The sequence below is a fragment of the Xanthomonas sp. D-99 genome, assembly GCF_017746145.1.
Lineage (GTDB): Bacteria > Pseudomonadota > Gammaproteobacteria > Xanthomonadales > Xanthomonadaceae > Xanthomonas > Xanthomonas cissicola.
This window is the reverse complement of the sequence record NZ_JAGHWU010000016.1, coordinates 272,060-291,869: the sequence shown is the minus strand read 5'-3', so window position 1 is coordinate 291,869 and position 19,810 is coordinate 272,060. Positions and strand designations below refer to the sequence as shown.

The 19,810-nt window shown below is 64.9% G+C and carries 15 protein-coding genes and 1 pseudogene; 10 read left to right on the top strand and 6 right to left on the bottom strand.

What is annotated here, in order from left to right; translation table 11 throughout:
- Positions 1–49 precede the first annotated feature (49 nt).
- On the bottom strand, positions 50–1,048 hold the full coding sequence (locus J7360_RS08340) for a polyprenyl synthetase family protein (protein ID WP_057662341.1): 999 nt from the start codon (positions 1,046–1,048) through the stop codon (positions 50–52).
- A 275-nt stretch (positions 1,049–1,323) separates the two neighbouring features.
- Between J7360_RS08340 and J7360_RS08335 the strand changes: the two genes are divergently transcribed.
- Positions 1,324–1,851: a single-stranded DNA-binding protein gene (locus J7360_RS08335; protein ID WP_017157214.1), complete on the top strand. Its 528-nt coding sequence runs from the start codon at positions 1,324–1,326 to the stop codon at positions 1,849–1,851.
- Between the two features lie 284 nt (positions 1,852–2,135).
- On the opposite strand, the gene J7360_RS08330 is transcribed toward J7360_RS08335, so the two are convergent.
- Positions 2,136–3,683 carry a sensor domain-containing diguanylate cyclase gene (locus J7360_RS08330; protein WP_170922401.1) on the bottom strand — a complete coding sequence of 516 codons (1,548 nt, stop codon included), beginning with the start codon at positions 3,681–3,683 and terminating at the stop codon, positions 2,136–2,138.
- A gap of 208 nt (positions 3,684–3,891) precedes the next feature.
- On the opposite strand from J7360_RS08330, the gene J7360_RS08325 reads away from it, so the two are divergent.
- The 8 genes and pseudogenes from J7360_RS08325 (at position 3,892) to J7360_RS08290 (ending at position 13,429) form a co-directional block, all read left to right on the top strand.
- Positions 3,892–4,899: an NAD(P)-dependent alcohol dehydrogenase gene (locus J7360_RS08325; protein ID WP_057662349.1), complete on the top strand. Its 1,008-nt coding sequence runs from the start codon at positions 3,892–3,894 to the stop codon at positions 4,897–4,899.
- Between the two features lie 514 nt (positions 4,900–5,413).
- Positions 5,414–5,960: pseudogene (paoA, locus tag J7360_RS08320) on the top strand (aldehyde dehydrogenase iron-sulfur subunit PaoA).
- Positions 5,957–6,907, top strand: coding sequence for a xanthine dehydrogenase family protein subunit M (locus J7360_RS08315; protein ID WP_209033642.1), 951 nt, complete (start codon positions 5,957–5,959; stop codon positions 6,905–6,907). Before paoA ends, J7360_RS08315 begins: the two are co-directional and overlap by 4 nt.
- A 1-nt stretch (position 6,908) precedes the next feature.
- Positions 6,909–9,116: an aldehyde oxidoreductase molybdenum-binding subunit PaoC gene (gene paoC, locus J7360_RS08310; RefSeq protein ID WP_057662356.1), complete on the top strand. Its 2,208-nt coding sequence runs from the start codon at positions 6,909–6,911 to the stop codon at positions 9,114–9,116.
- A complete protein-coding gene (locus J7360_RS08305; RefSeq protein WP_057662361.1) occupies positions 9,113–10,117 on the top strand; it encodes an XdhC family protein in 1,005 nt (334 codons plus the stop codon). The genes paoC and J7360_RS08305 overlap by 4 nt, the downstream gene beginning before the upstream one ends.
- 404 nt (positions 10,118–10,521) lie before the next feature.
- Positions 10,522–11,130 (top strand): nucleotidyltransferase family protein, encoded by a 609-nt coding sequence (locus J7360_RS08300; RefSeq protein WP_057662367.1) that lies wholly within the window; start codon positions 10,522–10,524, stop codon positions 11,128–11,130.
- A 666-nt stretch (positions 11,131–11,796) separates the two neighbouring features.
- A complete protein-coding gene (locus tag J7360_RS08295; protein ID WP_057662370.1) occupies positions 11,797–12,012 on the top strand; it encodes a hypothetical protein in 216 nt (71 codons plus the stop codon).
- A 166-nt stretch (positions 12,013–12,178) separates the two neighbouring features.
- Entirely contained in the window at positions 12,179–13,429 is a 1,251-nt protein-coding gene (locus J7360_RS08290) for a DUF819 family protein (RefSeq protein ID WP_057662373.1), read from the top strand.
- A gap of 327 nt (positions 13,430–13,756) precedes the next feature.
- Here the strand turns inward: J7360_RS08290 and J7360_RS08285 are convergent, their stop codons facing one another.
- A complete protein-coding gene (locus tag J7360_RS08285; RefSeq protein ID WP_057662376.1) occupies positions 13,757–14,944 on the bottom strand; it encodes an XVIPCD domain-containing protein in 1,188 nt (395 codons plus the stop codon).
- Between the two features lie 36 nt (positions 14,945–14,980).
- Complete coding sequence (locus J7360_RS08280) at positions 14,981–15,790, bottom strand: ankyrin repeat domain-containing protein (protein ID WP_176215042.1); 810 nt, start codon at positions 15,788–15,790, stop codon at positions 14,981–14,983.
- A 172-nt stretch (positions 15,791–15,962) separates the two neighbouring features.
- Between J7360_RS08280 and J7360_RS08275 the strand changes: the two genes are divergently transcribed.
- Positions 15,963–16,667, top strand: a complete 705-nt coding sequence (locus J7360_RS08275) for an HAD family hydrolase (RefSeq protein ID WP_057662378.1) — start codon at positions 15,963–15,965, stop codon at positions 16,665–16,667.
- 821 nt (positions 16,668–17,488) lie between these two features.
- On the opposite strand, the gene J7360_RS08270 is transcribed toward J7360_RS08275, so the two are convergent.
- Both J7360_RS08270 and J7360_RS08265 read right to left on the bottom strand, forming a co-directional pair.
- Positions 17,489–17,713, bottom strand: coding sequence for a CstA-like transporter-associated (seleno)protein (locus tag J7360_RS08270; protein WP_003488133.1), 225 nt, complete (start codon positions 17,711–17,713; stop codon positions 17,489–17,491).
- Positions 17,713–19,785 (bottom strand): carbon starvation CstA family protein, encoded by a 2,073-nt coding sequence (locus tag J7360_RS08265; protein WP_209033640.1) that lies wholly within the window; start codon positions 19,783–19,785, stop codon positions 17,713–17,715. The genes J7360_RS08270 and J7360_RS08265 overlap by 1 nt, the downstream gene beginning before the upstream one ends.
- Between the last annotated feature and the right edge of the window lie 25 nt (positions 19,786–19,810).

Here is a 19,810-nt window from a genome sequence, read left to right as displayed (position 1 = left end):
TGCCTAATCTCCAATCTCAAATCCCGTCCGGCGCGCCCAGCGCGCCGGATCAGTGCGTGCGCTCGACCGCGTAGCGCGCCAGGCCGCGCAGTGCCGCCACGGCAGGGCTGGGCGGCAGGGTTTCCAGCGCCTGTTCGGCGGCAGCGGCGTATTCGGCCGCGCGTTGACGGCTGTAGTCCAGCCCGCCGGTGGCATGGATGGCTGCCAGCACTTCCGGCATGGCCGCTGCATCGCCTTGCTCGACGATCTGTCGCAGGCGCTCTCGGGTGCTCGCATCCGAATGCGCCATCGCGTGGATCAGCGGCAGGGTTGCCTTGCCTTCGGCCAGGTCGTCGCCCAGGTTCTTGCCCAGGTCCGCGGCCTCGGCGGCATAGTCGAGCACGTCGTCGGCGATCTGGAAGGCAAAGCCCAGCTGCATGCCGTAGTCGTACAGGTGCTGCTGCACCTGCGCACTTGCGCCGGAGGCAAGCGCACCCAGACGCGTGCCGGCGGCGAACAGCACCGCGGTCTTGCGCTCGATCACGCGCAGGTAGGCGGCTTCGTCGGTGTCCGGGTTGTGCACGTGCAACAGCTGCAGCACCTCGCCTTCGGCGATGCGGTTGGTGGTGTCGGCCAGGATCTGCATGACTTGCATGCGGTCCAGTTCGACCATCAGCTGGAAGCTGCGCGAATACAGGAAGTCGCCCACCAGTACGCTGGGCGCATTGCCCCATAACGCATTGGCGGTGCTGCGTCCGCGGCGCAGGTCCGACTCGTCCACCACGTCGTCGTGCAGCAGCGTGGAGGTATGGATGAATTCGATGATCGCCGCCAGTTGGTGATGCTCCGGGCCGGAGCCGCCAGCGGCGTGGCCGGCCAGCATCACCAGCATCGGGCGCAGGCGCTTGCCGCCGGCAGAGATGATGTGGTCGGCAATCTGGTTGATCAGCACTACGTCCGAGGCCAGACGGCGGCGGATCAGTGCGTCGACCGCGGCCATGTCGGGCGCGGCGAGGGACTGGATCTGGGGCAGGCCCAGCACGGTGGGGAGGTCTTCGGCGATGGTCATGCGCAGGCGTTCGTGATGTGGGCCGATTATAGGTGCCCCGGCCGGATCCGTCCCGCCAGGCACGCCCGGCATCTTCACATTTGCCGCCCTGCGCAGTTGGGACGTTACCCGCAAAGGTCCGTGCGGGCTGGATTTCCGACCCTTGGCAGGGCACTTGCCGGGCAGCGCCGCGCGGCAACCTGCCAGGACCGCCGAGCGGCAGGTGCGGTAACATTGCCGCACAGACATTCATCGTTGCGCGCTCCCGGCGCCAGCGCATCATCTCGGAAGCACCTATGGCCCGCGGCATCAACAAAGTCATCCTCGTCGGCAACCTCGGCAACGATCCCGATACCAAATACACCCAGGCCGGCATGGCAATCACGCGCGTGAGCCTGGCTACCACCAGCATGCGCAAGGACCGCGACGGCAATAACCAGGAACGTACCGAGTGGCACCGCGTGGTGTTTTTCGGAAAGCTGGGCGAAATTGCCGGCGAATACCTGCGCAAGGGGTCGCAGGTGTATGTCGAAGGCGAACTGCGCTACGACAAGTACACCGGCCAGGACGGCGTCGAAAAATACAGCACCGACATCGTCGCCAACGAGATGCAGATGCTCGGCGGCCGTGGTGAAGGCGGCGGTGGCGGGATGGGCGGCGATCGCCCGCAGCGCTCGGCACCGCGTCAGCAGGGCGGCGGCGGTGGGCAGGGCGGTGGATACGGTGGCGGTGGGCAGGACTATGCGCCGCGCCGTCAGCAGCCGGCCCAGCAACAGTCGGCACCGCCGATGGACGATTTCGCCGACGACGATATCCCGTTCTGAGGACCGTTCGTCGTTGCGTCATCCAGGAAGGCCCGCATTGCGCGGGCCTTCTGCGTGATGGGAAGTACGCGCAGACAGCGGCCGGTTTGGGCAGGATGTTGGCAAGAGCCTGGCGGGTGTCGCGCGTGCTCGGAGGCGCGCGCGGTGTGCGTGCAGCGCCCATCCATCGCAGGCTTGCGCGCAACGCACGCGGTGGGTGCGCCGTCGATGCGTTGCTCAAGCTCGCGACATCCACCTCGCGACAGCCGCCTGATCTCTACGGCAGGTTCGGCGTCCCTGCAGGTCTAGGCCGACGTGCGATTGCGTCCCTTCTGCTTGGCGCGATACAGCGCCGAATCGGCGTCCTGCACGATGCCGTTGGGGCTCAGCGGCGCTTCGCCCGGTTCGAACGTGGCTGCGCCGATGCTGACGGTGACGTGCGCGCTGGTGGGGCTAGACAGGTGCATCAGGCCGAGCTCGGCAACCGCATTGCGCACGGCGTCGGCCAGGCGCAGCGCGCCGGCGGCATCGGTGTGCGGCAGGATCATGCCGAACTCTTCACCGCCGTAACGCGCGGCGAGGTCTTCGCTGCGGCGCGAGCATCCGGCAATGGCGCCTGCGATCAGGCGTAGGCAGGCATCGCCGTTCACGTGGCCATAGGTGTCGTTGTAGAGCTTGAAGTGATCGACATCGATCATCAGCACCGACAACGGCGCCTCCAGGCGAACCGCGTCCTGCAATGCACGCGATAACCGGTGGTCGAAGGCGCGACGATTGGCGATGCCGGTCAATGCGTCTACCCAGGCTTCGGTGCTCAGCTTGGCCTCGTTGCGATGCATGCGGCGCAGTTGCAGGTCCAGCCAGATCCCCACGCCCAGCAGCAGGGTGCAGCCCAGTGCGGCCACCACGATGCGTTGGCGCGCGGCTTGCCGCCAGTTCGCCAACGCATCGTCCACCGAAACGCCGGTCAGCACGGTCAGCGGATAGGGTCGCGCAGGCGCAAAGCTGGAGATGCGCTCCACGCCGTCGATCGGCGAGCGATAGGTGGCGGTGCCGTGCCTGCGTGCGCGCATGGTCACGTAGATCGACGTCCCCGCGATCGAGGTGCCGATCACGCCCTGTTTGTCGGGCCGGCGCACCATCACGATGCCATCGTCGTTGGTCATGCCGATGGTGCCGTGCGGGCCGACTTCGAAGGTGCTGTAGTAGTTCTGGAAATACTTCAGCTGCAGGGTGACCAGCACCACGCCGGCGAACTCGCCACGGGGGGTATTGAGACGGCGGCTCAAGGTCATCACCCAGGAGCCGTCCGAGCGGCTCTGCACGGGCGGGCCGACCAGCGACAAGGCGTCGCGATGGTCGCGGTGGTATTTGAAATAGGCACGGTCGGCGTTGTTGTGCGTCCTGGGGGTGCTGTCCAGCGACGAGCTCACCCAACTGCCGTCTGCGGCATAGATGAAGATGCCATGCAGGCGATCGGAGCGGCGCGCTTCGCGCACCAGAAACTCATGCGTCGCAGAACGCGCGGCGCTGGAGCCCTGGTCGTGTTCGACCCGCGACACCAGCCCGGACAGCACTGCGTCGGCAATGGACAAGGTGTCGCTGGCATGCTGCGCCAGCGAATTGGCCAGATTCAACGACTGCGCCTGGGCGCTGCGCAGCGCGGTCGCGCGCTCTTCATGGATGGACCAGTATTCCGAACCGAGCAGTAGCATCCACGAGGCAGTCAGCACGAAATGCAGCGCGATGCGCTGAGCACGTTGCCGCCGCCGCTTGCTTGTTGACGTCACTGTGGCTACCTGTCTGGATACCAGGGCGATGCAACCGCCGTGCCAGCCTACGCGTGGCGGCACCCGCACCTCGATGGATCAACACGTGCAATGACAGATCTGTGATTGCTGCCTCGCCTTGCATGCAACAGCCCGCTTCCCGCGTCGCCACGCGCGGCAGCCGCTGCAGCGCATCAGCGCGCACGGCGACAGATGTCAGAGCCAGCTCGACTGCGTTTGCGTAACGGACAGCATGCTATTGCAGGCACTGAATCACGCTCAGGAGTTGCCCATGCAAGCCATTCGTCTTCGCCATCCGGCCGCCATCGCATCGCTGCAGTCGGTTGCATTGCCCGATCCGGGGCAACCTGCACGCGGTCAGATCCGCGTGCGCCTGCATGCCAGTTCGCTCAATTTTCATGATCTAGGCGTTGCGCTCGGGCAGATGCCGACCGCAGACGGGCGTATTCCGATGTCCGATGGCGCAGGTGTGGTGGAAGCGGTGGGGCCGGAGGTGGACGAGTTCGCGGTGGGCGATCATGTGGTCTCTACCTTCTTCCCGCAGTGGCTGGACGGCGAGCCGTTGCATGCCGGTTTTGCCACCACCCCGGGCGACGGCGTCGACGGCTATGCGCGCTCGGCGGTCGTCGCCGATGCGCAGGCATTCACCCATGCACCCCGCGGTTACAGCCACGCCGAGGCTGCGACGCTGACCACTGCCGGTGTCACCGCATGGCGGGCGCTTGCGGTCAATGGCCGGCTCAAGGCCGGCGACAGCGTGCTGGTTCTGGGCACCGGCGGCGTGTCGATCTTCGCGCTGCAATTTGCCAAGGCGATGGGAGCGCGCGTGATCGCCACATCCTCATCCGATGAGAAACTGGAGAAGGTGCGAGCGCTCGGTGCCGACCATCTCATCAACTATCGGCAGCATCCCGAATGGTCGGCGCAGGTCTTGGACATCACCGACGGGCGCGGGGTGGACCATGTGGTCGAGGTCGGCGGTCCGGGCACGTTGACGCAATCGATCCGTGCAGCGCGCGTGGGCGGGCACATCGCCTTGATCGGCGTTTTGACCGGTGCCGCTGGGCCGGTTCCGACTGCCGAAATGATGGGGCGCCAGCAACGCTTGCAAGGACTGGTCGTTGGCAGCCGCAGGCATCAACAGGACCTGGTGCGTGCACTCGACAGCTTGCCGCTGCGGCCGGTGATCGATCGCAGTTTTGCGCTGGATGAGATCGGTGACGCCTTCGCACTGCAGAAGGCCGGTAGGCATCTGGGCAAGATCACGCTGGAGTTCTGATCCAGCCTGCTGCACCGCGCGTCGGCGAAGCATTCGCACCGCCGACGCGCCAATTCACTCATCGACGTGTGCAAGGGCTGCCGCCTGCATGGCGCTGCTGGCGAGCACAACCAATGCTCCTCGGGTTCGTTCGCTGCTCGCCGTGACCAGTACGCGTGCACGCGCACTATTCCAGGAAACTGCTTGGCTGGCCCGTCCGACTCCAACGTCATCGGCGCATGGGCCGGTCCTCGCAGTGTTCATAGGCGTACGCAGCAACCATCGCCAATGCCGGTAAAGGCGGGCATTAGGATCCGGCCATACGCCGCTTCACGCCCACCCCCGCGGCCGCGCACTCACGCGCTTGTGACCGGCAGCGCTGCACATTTGTTGAGAACTGTAAAAGCCAGCATTGTTGGAGATGCCAGCCATGAGAGACATCAAGATGACCCGTCGCGAGGTATTGATCGCAGGAACGGCATCCGCAGCCAGCGTTGCCGCAACCCAATCGAGGGCGGCCACTGCGGCCACTGCGATGTCGCAGCGGCCGGCAGCCGAGCCTGCCAATGCATCCAGCCAGGTTGCTTTCGAGGTGAACGGCAAGCCGGTCACGCTGGACATTGGATAACCGCACCACCTTGCTGGATGCGCTGCGCGAACATCTGCATCTCACCGGCACCAAGAAGGGCTGCGATCATGGCCAGTGCGGCGCATGTACGGTGATCGTCGACGGGCAACGCATGAACGCGTGCCTGTCGCTGGCAGTGATGCACGAGGGCGCCAAGGTCACCACCATCGAAGGGCTGGGCACGCCGGACAAGCTGCACCCCATGCAGGCGGCGTTCGTCAAGCACGATGGCTACCAATGCGGCTACTGCACGCCCGGGCAGATCTGTTCGGCAGTGGCCGTGCTGGACGAGGTGAAACGCGGGATCCCCAGCCATGTCACCGAAGACCTCACCGGCAAGACCAGACTCACCACGCCCGAATTGCAGGAGCGCATGAGTGGCAATATCTGCCGTTGCGGTGCGTACTCCAACATCGTCGAAGCCATCAACGATGTTGCCGGGGGCCGCGCATGAAAGCCTTCAGCTACGAGCGGGCCAGCTCACCAGCCGATGCCGCGGCCAAGGCCGCGCGCCAGCCCGGTGCCAAGTTCATCGCAGGCGGGACCAATCTGCTCGATCTGATGAAGCTGCAGATCGAAACACCGTCGCATCTGATCGATGTCAACGGCCTGAGCCTGGATACCATCGACGCCACGCCGGAAGGTGGCCTGCGCATCGGTGCGCTGGTGCGCAATACCGACCTTGCGGCCGACCAGCGCGTGCGCCGCGATTACGCCGTGTTGTCGCGCGCATTGCTGGCCGGTGCCTCGGGACAACTGCGCAACCGGGCCACCACGGCAGGCAACCTGCTGCAACGGACGCGTTGTCCCTATTTCTACGACACCAACCAGCCGTGCAACAAGCGACTGCCTGGCAGCGGCTGCGCGGCCATCGGTGGCTATAACCGTCAACTGGCAGTGATTGGTGCCAGCGAGGCGTGCATCGCCACCCATCCCAGCGATATGGCCATTGCGATGCGCCTGCTCGATGCGGTGGTGGAAACGGTGCGCCCGGATGGCCAGACACGCGCCGTGGCCTTGTCCGAGTTCTATCGCGCACAGGGAACGACGCCACATGTGGAAACCGTGCTGGAGCGCGGCGAATTGATCACTGCCGTCACCTTGCCCAAGCCGCTCGGTGGCACGCATGTGTACCGCAAGGTGCGCGACCGTGCCTCGTACGCCTTCGCCCTGGTGTCGGTGGCCACCGTCGTCCAGCGCGATGGCAGCGCACGCGTCGCAGTCGGCGGCGTCGCGCACAAGCCATGGCGCAGCGAAGCCGCCGAAGCCAGATCGAAAGAGGGTGCCCGCGCCATTGCGTCCGTGCTGCTCGATGGTGCACGGCCCACCGAACACAACGCGTTCAAGGTGCCGCTGGTTGAGCGCACCTTGACCGCGATCCTGGCCGACACGAGGGCCTGATATGAAATTCGACACTCCCGCCGGTACCAATCCCATCGATCAGCTCACCGTCGTCGGCAAGCCTGTCGACCGTATCGACGGGCCACTCAAGACCACCGGGCAGGCGCCGTATGCCTACGAACATCACGACTTGCCGGGCCAAGCGGCTTACGGGCATGTGGTGGGCGCAGGCATCGCCAAGGGCACCATCCGCAGCATGGACCTGAGTGCGGCACGCAAGGCGCCGGGCGTGCTGGGCATCGTGACTGCGCAGAATGCCGGCAAGCTGCAAAAGGGCAAGTTCAACACCGCCAAGCTCTTGGGCGGTCCAGAGATCGCGCATTACCACCAGGCCATTGCAGTGGTGGTGGCGGAGACGTTCGAGCAGGCACGTGCGGCCGGGCAGTTGATCAAGGTCGATTACGGCCGTCACGTTGGCGCCTACGACCTGGAAAAGGCCCGCGCCGGCGCCACGGTGACCAAGAAGGACGACGCGCCCAACAGCAATGTCGGCAACTTCGACGCTGCCTTCGCTACGGCGCCAGTGCAACTGGATGCCGAATACCGCACGCCCGATCATTCGCACGCGATGATGGAGCCGCACGCTTCCATCGCGATGTGGGATGGCGACAAGCTCAGCGTGTGGACCTCCAATCAGATGATCAATTGGGGAGCCGGCGATCTGGCCAGGACGCTGGGCATTGCGCGCGAGAACGTGCGGATCATGTCGCCCTATGTCGGCGGTGGTTTCGGCGGCAAGCTGTTCCTGCGTGCCGATGCAGTGCTGGCATCGCTGGCCGCGCGTCAGGTTGGGCGTCCGGTCAAGGTGATGTTGCCGCGGCCGCTGATCGCCAATAACACCACCCACCGTCCGGCCACGCTGCAACGCATCCGGCTTGGTGCCGGGCGCGACGGCAAGCTGACGGCGATTGCGCATGAAAGCTGGTCGGGCGACTTGCCCGACGGCAGCCCGGAAATTGCCGCCGCGCAGACGCAATTGCTGTACGCCGGTGCTAACCGCCTGATCACGACCCGCCTGGCCGTGCTCGATCTGCCCGAAGGCAACGCCATGCGCGCGCCGGGCGAGGCACCGGGATTGATGGCGTTGGAAATCGCCATGGACGAGATGGCTGAAAAGCTCGACATGGACCCGGTCAAGTTTCGCATCGTCAACGACACCCAGGTGGACCCGGAAAATCCGCAGCGACCGTTCTCGCAGCGTCAGCTGGTCAAGTGCCTCGAAGATGGCGCAAGGCGATTCGAATGGTCCAAGCGCAAGGTCAAGCCGGCCAGCACGCGCGATGGTCGTTGGCTGGTCGGCATGGGCGTTGCGGCGGCATTTCGCAACGCGCCGGTCATGACCTCCGGCGCACGCATGCGGCTGGAACAGGGCGGCCGCGTGGTAGTGGAAACCGACATGACCGATATCGGAACCGGCTCCTACACCATCATTGCGCAGACCGCTGCGGAAATGCTTGGCGTCCCGCTCAACTGGGTCGATGTGCGCCTGGGCGATTCGAGCTTTCCGGCATCTGCAGGCTCCGGTGGGCAGTGGGGCGCGAACAGTTCTACCGCAGTCGTCTATGCAGCCGCAGTCAAATTGCGCGAAGCGGTGGCCAAGCAACTGGGCCTGGATCCGGCCAGTGCCGAATTTGCCGATGGCTATGTGCGTGCCGGCGGCACGCGCGTTGCGCTCGGCGATGCCGCGGCCAATGGCGCGCTGGTGGTGGAAGACAAGATCGAATTCGGCGACCTCAGCAAGACGCATCAGCTCTCCACGTTCGGCGCGCATTTCGTCGAAGTGGGCGTGGATATCGCAACCGCCGAAGTGCGCATCCGGCGTATGCTTGCCGTGTGCGCCGCGGGGCGCATCCTCAATCCCAAATCCGCACGCAGCCAGGTCATCGGCGGCATGACCATGGGCGCCGGCGCGGCACTGATGGAAGAGTTGGCAGTGGACAAACGCCTGGGCTTTTTCGTCAACCACGACCTGGCCGGCTATGAAGTGCCGGTGCATGCGGACATCCCGCATCAGGAGGTAGTGTTCCTGGAAGAAAGCGACCCGCTGTCGTCGCCGATGAAGGCCAAGGGCGTGGGTGAGCTGGGCATCTGCGGCGTGGCAGCAGCGATCGCCAATGCGGTCTACAACGCAACCGGCGTGCGTGTGCGCGACTACCCGGTGACCCTCGACAAACTGCTGCCGCATCTGCCCGAGATGCTGCGCGCGTGAGCGCAGTCGTTGCCCCGGTCACGCATGCACTGCCGGCGTGGCCGGCATGGCCGGGCTACGCGTTGCTCGACGATTTGCTGCCAACGCTGAGCGCATGGCAGCGCGCCGGGCAGCGCGTGGCGATGGCGACCTTGATCGATGTGCAGGGCTCCTCCCCACGGCCGTTGGGGAGCGAGATGGCCATCAGTGCCCACGGGAGCGTGGCAGGCTATGTCTCGGGCGGCTGCGTCGAAGCGGCGGTGGCGCATGAAGCCATGGCAGCGCTGCGCGATGGTCAGCCGCGCTGGCTGGATTATGGCGAAGGCAGCCAAGTGCTGGACATCCAACTCAGCTGCGGCGGGCGCATCGGCGTGTTGGTGTGGCCGGTGCCGGATCTAGGCGAGCACCTCGCACGTTGGCGTAACGCGCGCCAGCATCGGCGCGCATTTCATGTGGCCCTGGATCGTGCATCCGGCACGGTGCGGTACCTGGCACATGCACAGGACGCGCGTGCGGGCGAATTCGTACGCACCCATCGTCCGCCGCTACGGCTGGTGCTGGTTGGCGCCGACCCATCGCTACTGGCGCTGGTGTCGTTGGCCAGCCAGATGGGCATCGAAGTGCGCGTGTTGCGGCCGCATGGCCCGGGGGAACCGCCGCCGGGACTGGCGCCTGAGCACTACGACCGACGTGCGCTGGGCGATGCGCTGCAGGATCTGCATCTGGATGCCGACACCGCGCTGTACAGCCTGGCCCACGATGCCGAGATCGACCTACAGGTTGCGCGGCGCGGCTTGGCATCTCCCATAGCCTGCATCGGCATCCTCGGCAGCCGGCAGAAGCGCGAAGGTCGTCTACAGGCGCTGCTTGCGCTAGGGTATAGCGATGCCTCGCTCGCACGTCTGCGTTTGCCGGCGGGCTGGCGCATGGGACGCTCCTCGCCGCATACCATTGCGCTCGGCATCATCGCCGAAGCCACGCAAGCGGTGGCAGATCTGCAGGCCGTTACGGCAACCCGATAAGTCGCTGGCTGCTTCTGCCGCGTGCGTGAGTCACCAAGGCGCATTGCAGCCGGTCGAGTGAAACACGGCTGATGTCGAGCGCTATCGTTGCTGGCCCCCGACAGCACGCCGCAATCTGCATCGCCATTGACAGGCTTCGCCGATGTATGGACAGCGCACGCAAGGGGTAGTCACCCTGCACGCACAGCCGGCGCTCTAGGCTGCAGCTGTCTTCCATTCAAGCAGCACGTCGCCATGCCCCCTGTTCCGGATCGCCACGTCGACGCATCGGGTGATGCTGTGCGCCTTAGCTTCGTCGCCACCAGCCATTCCGCACGTGGTGACTACGTCGGAAAGCGCAACGCTCCCACCGTCTCGCAACCAGCACCGCACGCCGCTGCCGCCATGCCAGCAGCGTGCAGCACATGAGTGGCAATCACGCGGCACTGGTGCTGGGCGCCGGGGCAGGGCGCCGGCTTGGCCGCTCGAAGCAATTGCTGATGCGCGATGGCGAGCCGTTGCTGCGTCGCGCCGCACGCATTGCATTACTGACTGCGCCACGCCGCTGCGTGGTCGTGCTGGGTGCCGACGCCGACGCGTTGAGCGAAGTGTTGCAGGATCTGGATGTCGAAATACTCCGGCATCCCGATTGGTCCGAGGGCATGGGCTCCAGCCTGGCCGCGTTGCGCAGGCATGTGCAGGGCGACCCGGCGTTGCGACGCAGCCTGATCCTGGGGTGCGATCAGCCTGCGCTGGATGCCCCGCATTTGCGCTCCCTGCTGGAAGAAGCCGATCGCGCCGTCTCCGGATGCGCAACCAGTGGCTACAGCGGCGTGCGCGGCATTCCCGCGGTGGTCACGCATGCGGCCTGGGCGGATGTGCCATTGCAGGCCGATAGCGGCCTGCGCGGCCTGTTCGCCAGCCTGGACATGCAGAGCCTTGGGTGCGTCAGCGCCCCGGCGTTGGCGCTGGATATCGACACGCCGGCCGATCTGGCCACCGCGCGGCAGCGCGGCTGGGTCGATGCCGAGTGAGACGCCATGACGGGTACGCGCGCAAATCTCTGGCAGCCTGGCTCCCGACACGAGAACGCGGCGGCCGCACCGTAAGCGGCGGGCACTGTCACTGCAGGCACGCTGGCGTCATCGGTGCCGATCACTGACACCGCTCCAGGCGCGTTACCTGTGCTTTGCAGGCCGCAATCGACTTGCCCGGCCACCGCGTTCAACTCTGCAGCAGCCTTACGACCACAACACAACCGCCTCCCTGATCACCAACACATAGCCGATCACCATGGCGGTCTTGACCGAGAACTGGAATTTCCTGAGCAGATGCATGCAACCCCTCCCCAGAGGCCGTCTTCAAGAGCGACTGATCACCCACTGCGCATCGTCCACGCTCGTCTGACGATGACTGATGACGCGGTGTTCACCGGTCCTGACCGAATGTAGCGCTGGACGTGATGTGTGTCACGTAAGAATTTTCCTACCGCCCTGCCAGTGTCAGCCCGACGGCATTGGCATGCGTAAAAGAACATCCTGGCTATGCCGGACGCGGGGCCATTGGCTACTCTCCCGCGGCCCCTTGAGTAAGGGCACGCCGGCATACCGGACGAGAGAAGGCGTTCCCATTCCACGCGCACTGCGGCCATGCGCCCCGTGCGCCTCGCTCGACCGCTATGCGCACTGGCCGGAGGCCTGATGGACGAGTCTCGTTATGTCGTTCGCATCCATCCCACACAGGGCGGCTGGTGGGTGACCCGCCCGCACTGGTCGCCATTGCGGTATCTGCGCGAACAGGGCGCCCTGGACTTTGCCGAATTGATGGCAAAGCTGCACTGCCTGACCACCGGCCAGCCCAGCGGCGTGGTGGTCAACACCGGCGGCGGCGATCGGGTGGTGCGGCGCTACGGCTGAGGCCGTAAGGAACGCGGCCGCTGCTGCAGTACGTCATTGCCGACAGTGGCGGCTGTCCGCCGCTGTGCCGGGTTTGCGCAGAGGGCCGGGTCGGCTAGATTCAAGGCATCGGCCACCTTGGTCCGGTCCGCGCTCTGGCGGCTACTTTTCTGGATATCCGCCTGTCGTGAATGCTGCCGGTGCTGCGCTGATTCAAAACGATATTGTCGTGTTCGGCCTGATCGCCACCACCCTGGGCGCGGTGTTCTGGACATCCGCGCGCGAACAAGGGTTCTGGCGGCGTTTCTACGCGTTGGTACCGGCCTTGTTGCTGTGTTATTTGCTGCCAGGCATCTACAGCACGGCCGGTTTGATCGACGGTGCCAACACCCGGTTGTACAACCCGATCGCCCGTGACGTGCTGCTGCCTGCCGCGTTGATCCTGCTGACCCTGAGCATCGACCTGCGCGCGATCCTGCGGCTCGGCCCCAAGCTGGTAGCGATGTATCTGGCTGCATCGCTGAGCATCATGCTGGGTGCGGTGGTGGCGTTCTGGGTGATGCACTGGCTGCATCCGGCCACCGTGGCCGGCGATACCTGGGCCGGCATGGCAGCGCTGGCGGGCAGCTGGATCGGCGGCGGCGCCAACATGCTGGCGATGCGCGAAGTGTTCGATGTGGACGCAACCACGTTCGGTCAGTTCGCGGTGGTCGATGTCGGCGTGGGCTATGTGTGGATGGCGGCGCTGATCTTCCTGGCCGGCCGCGCGCGCAAGATCGACGCTCGCAGCGGTGCCGACACCCGGGCGCTGGATGCCTTGCGCGAGCGCATGGCGCGCTTCCAGGCCGAACATGCGCGTATTCCCAGCTTGGCCTACCTGATGGCGATCGTGGCGGTGGCATTCGGCGGTGTCGGCCTTGCACATGCCCTGGCCAATCCTCTCGCCGCGTGGTGCAAGGCGCAGTGGCATTGGGCCAGCCAGTTCAGTCTGGACACACCGTTCGTGTGGGTGGTGGTGCTGGCGACCAGCCTGGGCCTGCTGCTGAGCTTCACCCGCGCACGCACGCTGGAAGGCGCAGGCGCGTCCAAAATCGGCACCTTGCTGCTGTATTTCCTGATCGCCTGCATCGGCATGCAGATGGACCTGCTGGCGCTGCTGGACCGGCCATGGTTGTTGCTGCTCGGCCTGATCTGGATTGCCGTGCACATTGCCGTGTTATGGGGTCTTGGCCGGTTGTTGCGGGTGCCATTCTTCTACTTTGCGATCGGCTCGCAATCCAATATCGGCGGCCCAGCCTCCGCGCCGGTGGTCGCCTCGGCGTTTCACCCGGCACTGGCGCCGGTAGGTGTGTTGCTGGGCACGATGGGCTACGCCACCGGCACCTATCTGGCATATCTGGTCGGCATCACCTTGCGGGCGATGGCGGGCGCTGGATAACGCGCGTCGCGATCTGCAGCGCCACGATTAAGCGGCTGGGTGCGGTATCGCGCTGCCGCGCCATCGCCAGCGCGGCTGGGCGATGCTCGGCGTTGCGCTATGTCCCGCGCCAGGCACGCGGCTTCTGCGCACCGTTCGCAATTGGCTGACGATTCCTGTGACGCGGTGTCGGTGACGTCGCGCCGTGGTTCAAATGCGCGCGCCATTTCCCCAAACACCGTCCGCGGCGCGACGCCGACAGCGATCATGCGCAAGCCTTGACGCGCTGTCGCCAGCCGCGTGCGTTGACAAAGAGTGGCCCGCGGCACTGCACGGGCCACCGGAGCCTTACTGCTGAATCGCCCGACGCTGCTCTTCCTGCTGTTGCGGCGGCTGCTGGGTGTGTTGCTGATTGTGCTGTTGCAACTGGCTGACATTGGTCTGGGCCGGCTCGTTGGCTGCGGACGCCGTCTGCACGTGACTGCGCAGATGGGCTGGGTCGTCCATGCGGCCCTGCACCGCGATCAAGCTGTCGCCATCACGGTTGGGCACCAGGTGATCGATGCGCTGCAGGCCATCGTTGCCTGCACGCGCGGCCACGCTGGCAGCGGTATTGAGAAACGCGGTGTCGTCGCGCAGCCCCAGGCGGTCGCGTTGTCCATCCAGTTTCACTACCGCGTCGTTGAACAGCTGGCTGCCGGGCTGCAATGCGTTGCCGCGCGCCTGGTCCTGCAACTGCATGTCCTGCGCCTTCATCACCGAATCGATGCCGTGCAGATCCAGCCGATGCTTGAGCATCATGCCCGGCACCAGGCGCTGGCCGAAGGACAACGGGTCCGGCTCCGGCAGTTCGATCTGATGACCGGCCGCATTGGGCATGGCCCATTTGAGCGGGATGCTGTCTTCCTGCAGATGGGTCAGGATTTCGTTCTTGACGTGGTAGCCGCGAATCAATTCGCTATTGGCGTAGTCCTTGGCCGCCGATGCATCCAGACCTTGGCGCTCCAGCGTGCGGTCGTTGACGCCGGCGGCGTTATAGGTCACCGCCGGAATGTCGTTGACCATTGCCGATGCCGCGGCCAGGCCGCCACCCAGCGAATGCCCGCTGATCACCACCTGGTCGCCGAACGCCTGTTTGGCCTGGCTGCCGAGCTGGATCGCCGAAGCGTATTGCGCATCGTCCAAGCCCAGGCCCTGGCCGATGTTGTGCTTCCAGTCCTTGCCTTCGTCGGTGCCGCAGAAGCCCAGCACCACCTGCCCCTGATCATTGCGATAGAACGCGGCATCGAAGCCGCTCTTGGCGTCGTGCAGCAGGGCAGGGTCGATGCCTGCTTGCTGCAGCGCGCGGTCGTCCATGCGCGACCAGCCGTTGGGCAAGGCGGCAAAGGTTTCGGCGCCGCCTTCGCGCCGTTGGGCGGCGGTGGCGTAGAGGTCTTGCAGCATCGCGGGGAACTGGCGGTCCTCCGGGTGCGGTTGTTGCCCGCGCATCGATTCTGCGAACGGGGTGGAAGAAGAAGAGGATACTGACGGGCTCATGCGCGGCTCCTTGCGTTCGTCATGCGAAAAGCGCGCTTAGCGGCTGCTTTCCACGGGAATGTTGTGGGCGTTCAACCACGCGCGCACTTCCGACCTCACCTGCTGGCCGCTGGCATTGAGCAGGCGATCCGGCGTGGTGAAGAAATACGCCTGGAAAGTCTTCTGCTGGGAATTGCGCACCTCGGGATCGACACCGGCCTTGAGCAAGCTGAGCACTGCAGCGCTAGCTGCACCACTTTGCGCTGCAAGGTGCAGCAGGCTGTTGCCGGTGTGGTCCACGCGCTGTACATCCGCACCGGCCTTGATCAGCAAGTCGATCTGCGCATCGCGCTTGCTCTGCACCGCGCGAAACAGTGGCGTCCAGCCCGCACGCGCGCTGACGACATCGATCGGCGCCTTGTGCTGCAACAGGATCTGCAGATATTCCGGGTCCTGGGCCATGGCGGCCATGTGCACGACCGTTTCCTGGTCCATGCCGGGTAATGATGGATCTGCGCCTGCATCGAGCAATGCCGCCAAGGCGCGCGGCTGTTCGTTCCAGATGGCCCATTCGAGCAAGGTGACGTTTTGATCGCCATGCGCGGCGAGATCGACGGTAGGGGCGAGCGCCTTGATCTGGGCAACATCACCGTGCGCAATGGCTTTGGCGATATCGGTCAGGGCGGGGTCGCGGAAGGCGACGGTGTGGTCCTGCAGCGTAGCTGACATGGTGGTTTGCTCCTTGGCACCGGGCGAGGCGGTGCATGAGACCGCGAAGAACGAGGTCGCAAGAACGAGCAGGGTGGGGAATCGCGGTTGCATCGAAATCTCCTTCTCCTGATCGCATTCCTGATGACGCTGCGGCAAGTCCCGCCGTAGCGGGGCAGATCCTAGCAGCTGCAAACATCGCTTGCGGTAAGATTTCGTGACATGACGGCAGGGCGGGACGCATGTTCGGTGCCGCCCGTCCTGGCAGCGCGCATGCCGCGAGCGCCGACGGATCCATCGCCACAGCCGACGGTCCACCAGGGCCGGCATAATGGTGCTTTGCGAGCAGATGGGTGCAATGGCGTACGAGCTACTGATCAGTGACTGTGATGGCGTTCTTGTCGACAGCGAGATATTGGCCGACCGGGTAATGCGTGAGGCGCTGGCGTCTTTCGTGCCAAGCGAGCCGCTGGAACATCTGCTGGAAACCACCTTCGGTCAGACCACACGCGAGGTGTTGCGGCGGGTGGAAGAGCGCTTTGCGCTACGGTTGCCGGATACCTTGCTGGCGCAGATCCAGGTACGCAGCGAGGCATTGATCCAGGCGCAGGTGCAGCCAATCGCAGGCGTACGCGAGGCGTTGGAGCAGATTCCGCTGCCGTTGGCGGTCGCCTCCAACAGCCGGCGCCACAATGTGATTGCCTCGGTGGAACGGGCCGGGCTCACCGCACGTGCGGCGGGGCGTATCTTCAGTGCCGACATGGTGGAGCGGCCCAAGCCGGCGCCGGACGTGTATCTGCTGGCGGCACGTACCGCCGGGGTCGCACCGGAGCGTTGCCTGGTCATCGAAGACAGCCCGACCGGTGCAACGGCGGCCGTGACGGTCGGCATGCAGGTGTTGGGGTTTACCGGTGCAAGCCACATTCCACCGGGGCATGGCGATACCTTGCGCCGCATCGGTGTGCTCGAGGTGTTCGACAATATGCATGATTTGCCTGCGTTGTTTGCGCTGCTGGCACAAAAGCGCGCTGGGTAAGTCGATAGCTTGGTGAGTGGAGTGTGCGGTGTCCTCACCGCTTGCGCGACACGGAGTGGATCCGTCCATGGACGTTCCCGCGTGTCATTCATGCCGCCAAGGGCGCTGCAGGAAGCGCACAGAGCCGTAACGCAGCTGTGGATCTGCTGCACTGTCCGATCGCTTCAGGTAACAGTGATTCGAATCATGGTCCGGTTTAGATGCAGCCGAAAGCTGGCTAGTCGAATGTGCGGTGCCCTCACCGCTCGCGGGACACGCCGTTAACCCGTCCCTGGGAGCTCGATGGCGGCATCCATGCCGCCAACGGTCCCGCAATCGGCAAGGGCACCGCGCTGGATAGTCGGCTGGCGGCTAACTAAAAGCAGGCTCGCTGCGACGAACGGATCGCTGCACGTGTCGATTGATTGCTACTGCGAATCGCTTGGTCGTGACAGCAGATAATCGCTGCGACAGGACAACAAATGAGCTGACAGGTGATTCGGTCAATGGATCGCGCATGTATCGCTTGCGCCATGCACACCGACCAACTTGACGGGTCCTTGCCCGCCCACCGTCGCGGGAGCCTTGGCGGCATGGATGCCGCCACGGAGCTTACAGGGACGTACTTGCAGCATGTCCTGCGATGGTGGGCGGGCAAGGGCCCTGCAGCCAAACCGCAGATCGGTCGCTTTGCCCTAGATCAAGCACATCATCCATTCGCATAAAGAAAGCCGCACTATTGCATCCACATCAACGCAACAGGGCGCGATTCGCATCGCGCCCTGTTGCGTTTGTACTTCATTGATCAGCCAATCACTAATCACTAATCGCCAATCCGCCATTCAACAACACCGAAACCCACTCTTGCCGCCATACCGCGCATCCTGGCGCTCGCGAAAGAAGGCGGGGTAGTCCATCACCGGTTTGTCGGGATGTTTTTCCAGCATGTGGCGCACGTAGTTGTCGTAGTCGGGAATGCCGCAACACAGCCGCGCGGTCTGGATCAGGCGCCGCCAGATGCGGCGATGTGCCTGATAGTGACTGGCCAGGACGAGTTGCGTGCCCATTACAGGTCTGCCATCTGATGCGGCTGCAACGCCACGTACGGGGTTTCGCGGTCAGTGCGCTGCGGGTTGCGGCGTGCCGCCACGATCGTCTTGATCGAATAGATCAGGATCGAGCCGACCACGAACAGGAACAGCACGGTCAGCCCGGTGTTGACGTAGGCATTGGTGACGATCTGCTGCATTTGCGGCACCGTCTTGGCCGGCGCGGTAATGGTGTTGCTGGCGATGGCCGCCTGGAACTTGTGGGCCTGTGCCAGGAAGCCCTGCGCCGGGTTGCTGTCGAAGATCTTGATCAGCCCCGCATAGGTGGTGCACAGCAACAGCCACAGCGCCGGCACGATGGTGACCCACGCGTAGCGGTCGCGCTTCATCTTGAACAGCACCACCGTGCCCAGCATCAACGCGATCCCGGCCAGCATCTGGTTGGAGATGCCGAACAATGGCCACAAGGTCTGGATGCCGCCGAACGGATCGATCACGCCGGTGTAGAGCAGATAGCCCCACAGCGCCACGCAGCCGGCGGTGGCGATGATATTGGCGGTCCACGACTCGGTCTTCTTCAACGCCGGGATGAAGTTGCCCAGCAGGTCCTGCAGCATGAAGCGGCCGGCGCGCGTGCCGGCGTCCACTGCGGTCAGGATGAACAGTGCTTCGAACAGGATGGCGAAGTGATACCAGAACGCCATGGTGTCTTCGCCCGGCAGCAACTGGTGCAGGATCTGCGCGATGCCCACCGCCAGCGTAGGTGCACCGCCAGCGCGCGCCAGGATGCTGTGCTCGCCGATATCGCGTGCCGTGGCCTCGAGCACCTGCGGTGTGATCGAAAAGCCCCACTCGCTGATCTTGGCAGCGACTGCGACAGTGTCGGTGCCGACCAGCGAGGCGGGACTGTTCATGGCGAAGTAGATGCCCGGCTCGATGATCGACGCGGCCACCAGCGCCATGATCGCCACGAACGATTCCATCAGCATGCCGCCATAGCCGATGTAGCGCATGTGGCCTTCATTGGCGAGCAGCTTGGGCGTGGTGCCGGAAGCGATCAACGCATGGAAGCCGGAGACCGCGCCGCAGGCGATGGTGATGAACAGGAACGGGAAGATGCCGCCTTTCCACACCGGGCCATCGCCGGTGGAGGCGAATTGCGTGAGCGCCGGCATCTTCAGGTCCGGCATGACCACCAGGATGCCGATCGCCAGCGCCAGGATGGTGCCGATCTTGAGGAAGGTGGACAGGTAATCGCGCGGCGCCAGCAGCAGCCACACCGGCAATACCGAGGCGACGAAGCCGTAGCCGATCAGCATCCAGGTGATCTGCTTGGCGGTGAAGGTGAAGGCCGGACCCCAGGTCGGGTCAGCGGCGACCTTGCCGCCCAGCCAGATCGCGCCCAGCAGCAGGATCAACCCCACCACCGAGATCTCGCCGATCTTGCCGACGCGGATGTAGCGCATGTACACGCCCATCATGAGCGCGATGGGCATTGTCGCGATGACGGTGAACATGCCCCACGGGCTTTCTGCCAGCGCCTTGACCACCACCATCGCCAGCACGGCCAGGATGATGATCATGATCAGGAAGGCGCCGAACAGGGCGATGGTGCCGGGTACCTGGCCCATCTCCTCGCGCACCAGGTCGCCTAGCGAGCGGCCGTTGCGACGGCTGGACAGGAACAGCACCACGAAGTCCTGCACCGCACCGGCGAACACCACGCCGACCAACAGCCACAGCAGGCCGGGCAGGTAGCCCATCTGCGCGGCGAGCACCGGGCCGACCAGGGGGCCGGCGCCGGCGATGGCAGCAAAGTGGTGGCCGAACAGCACGTGCTTGTTGGTGGGCACGTAATCCAGGCCGTCGTTGTTGGCGACTGCCGGGGTGGCGCGGGTGATGTCCAGCTGCATCACCTTGTCGGCGATGAACAGGCTGTAGAACCGGTAGGCGATCAGGTAGATCGACACCGCCGCCACCACGATCCACAACGCGTTGATGTGTTCGCCACGCCGCAGCGCAACGGTGCCCAGGCAGAACGCGGCCAGCAGCGCCAACGCGCCCCAGGCCAGCTTCGAGAACCCTTTCATGCATGCCCCTCAGGAACGATTCGTT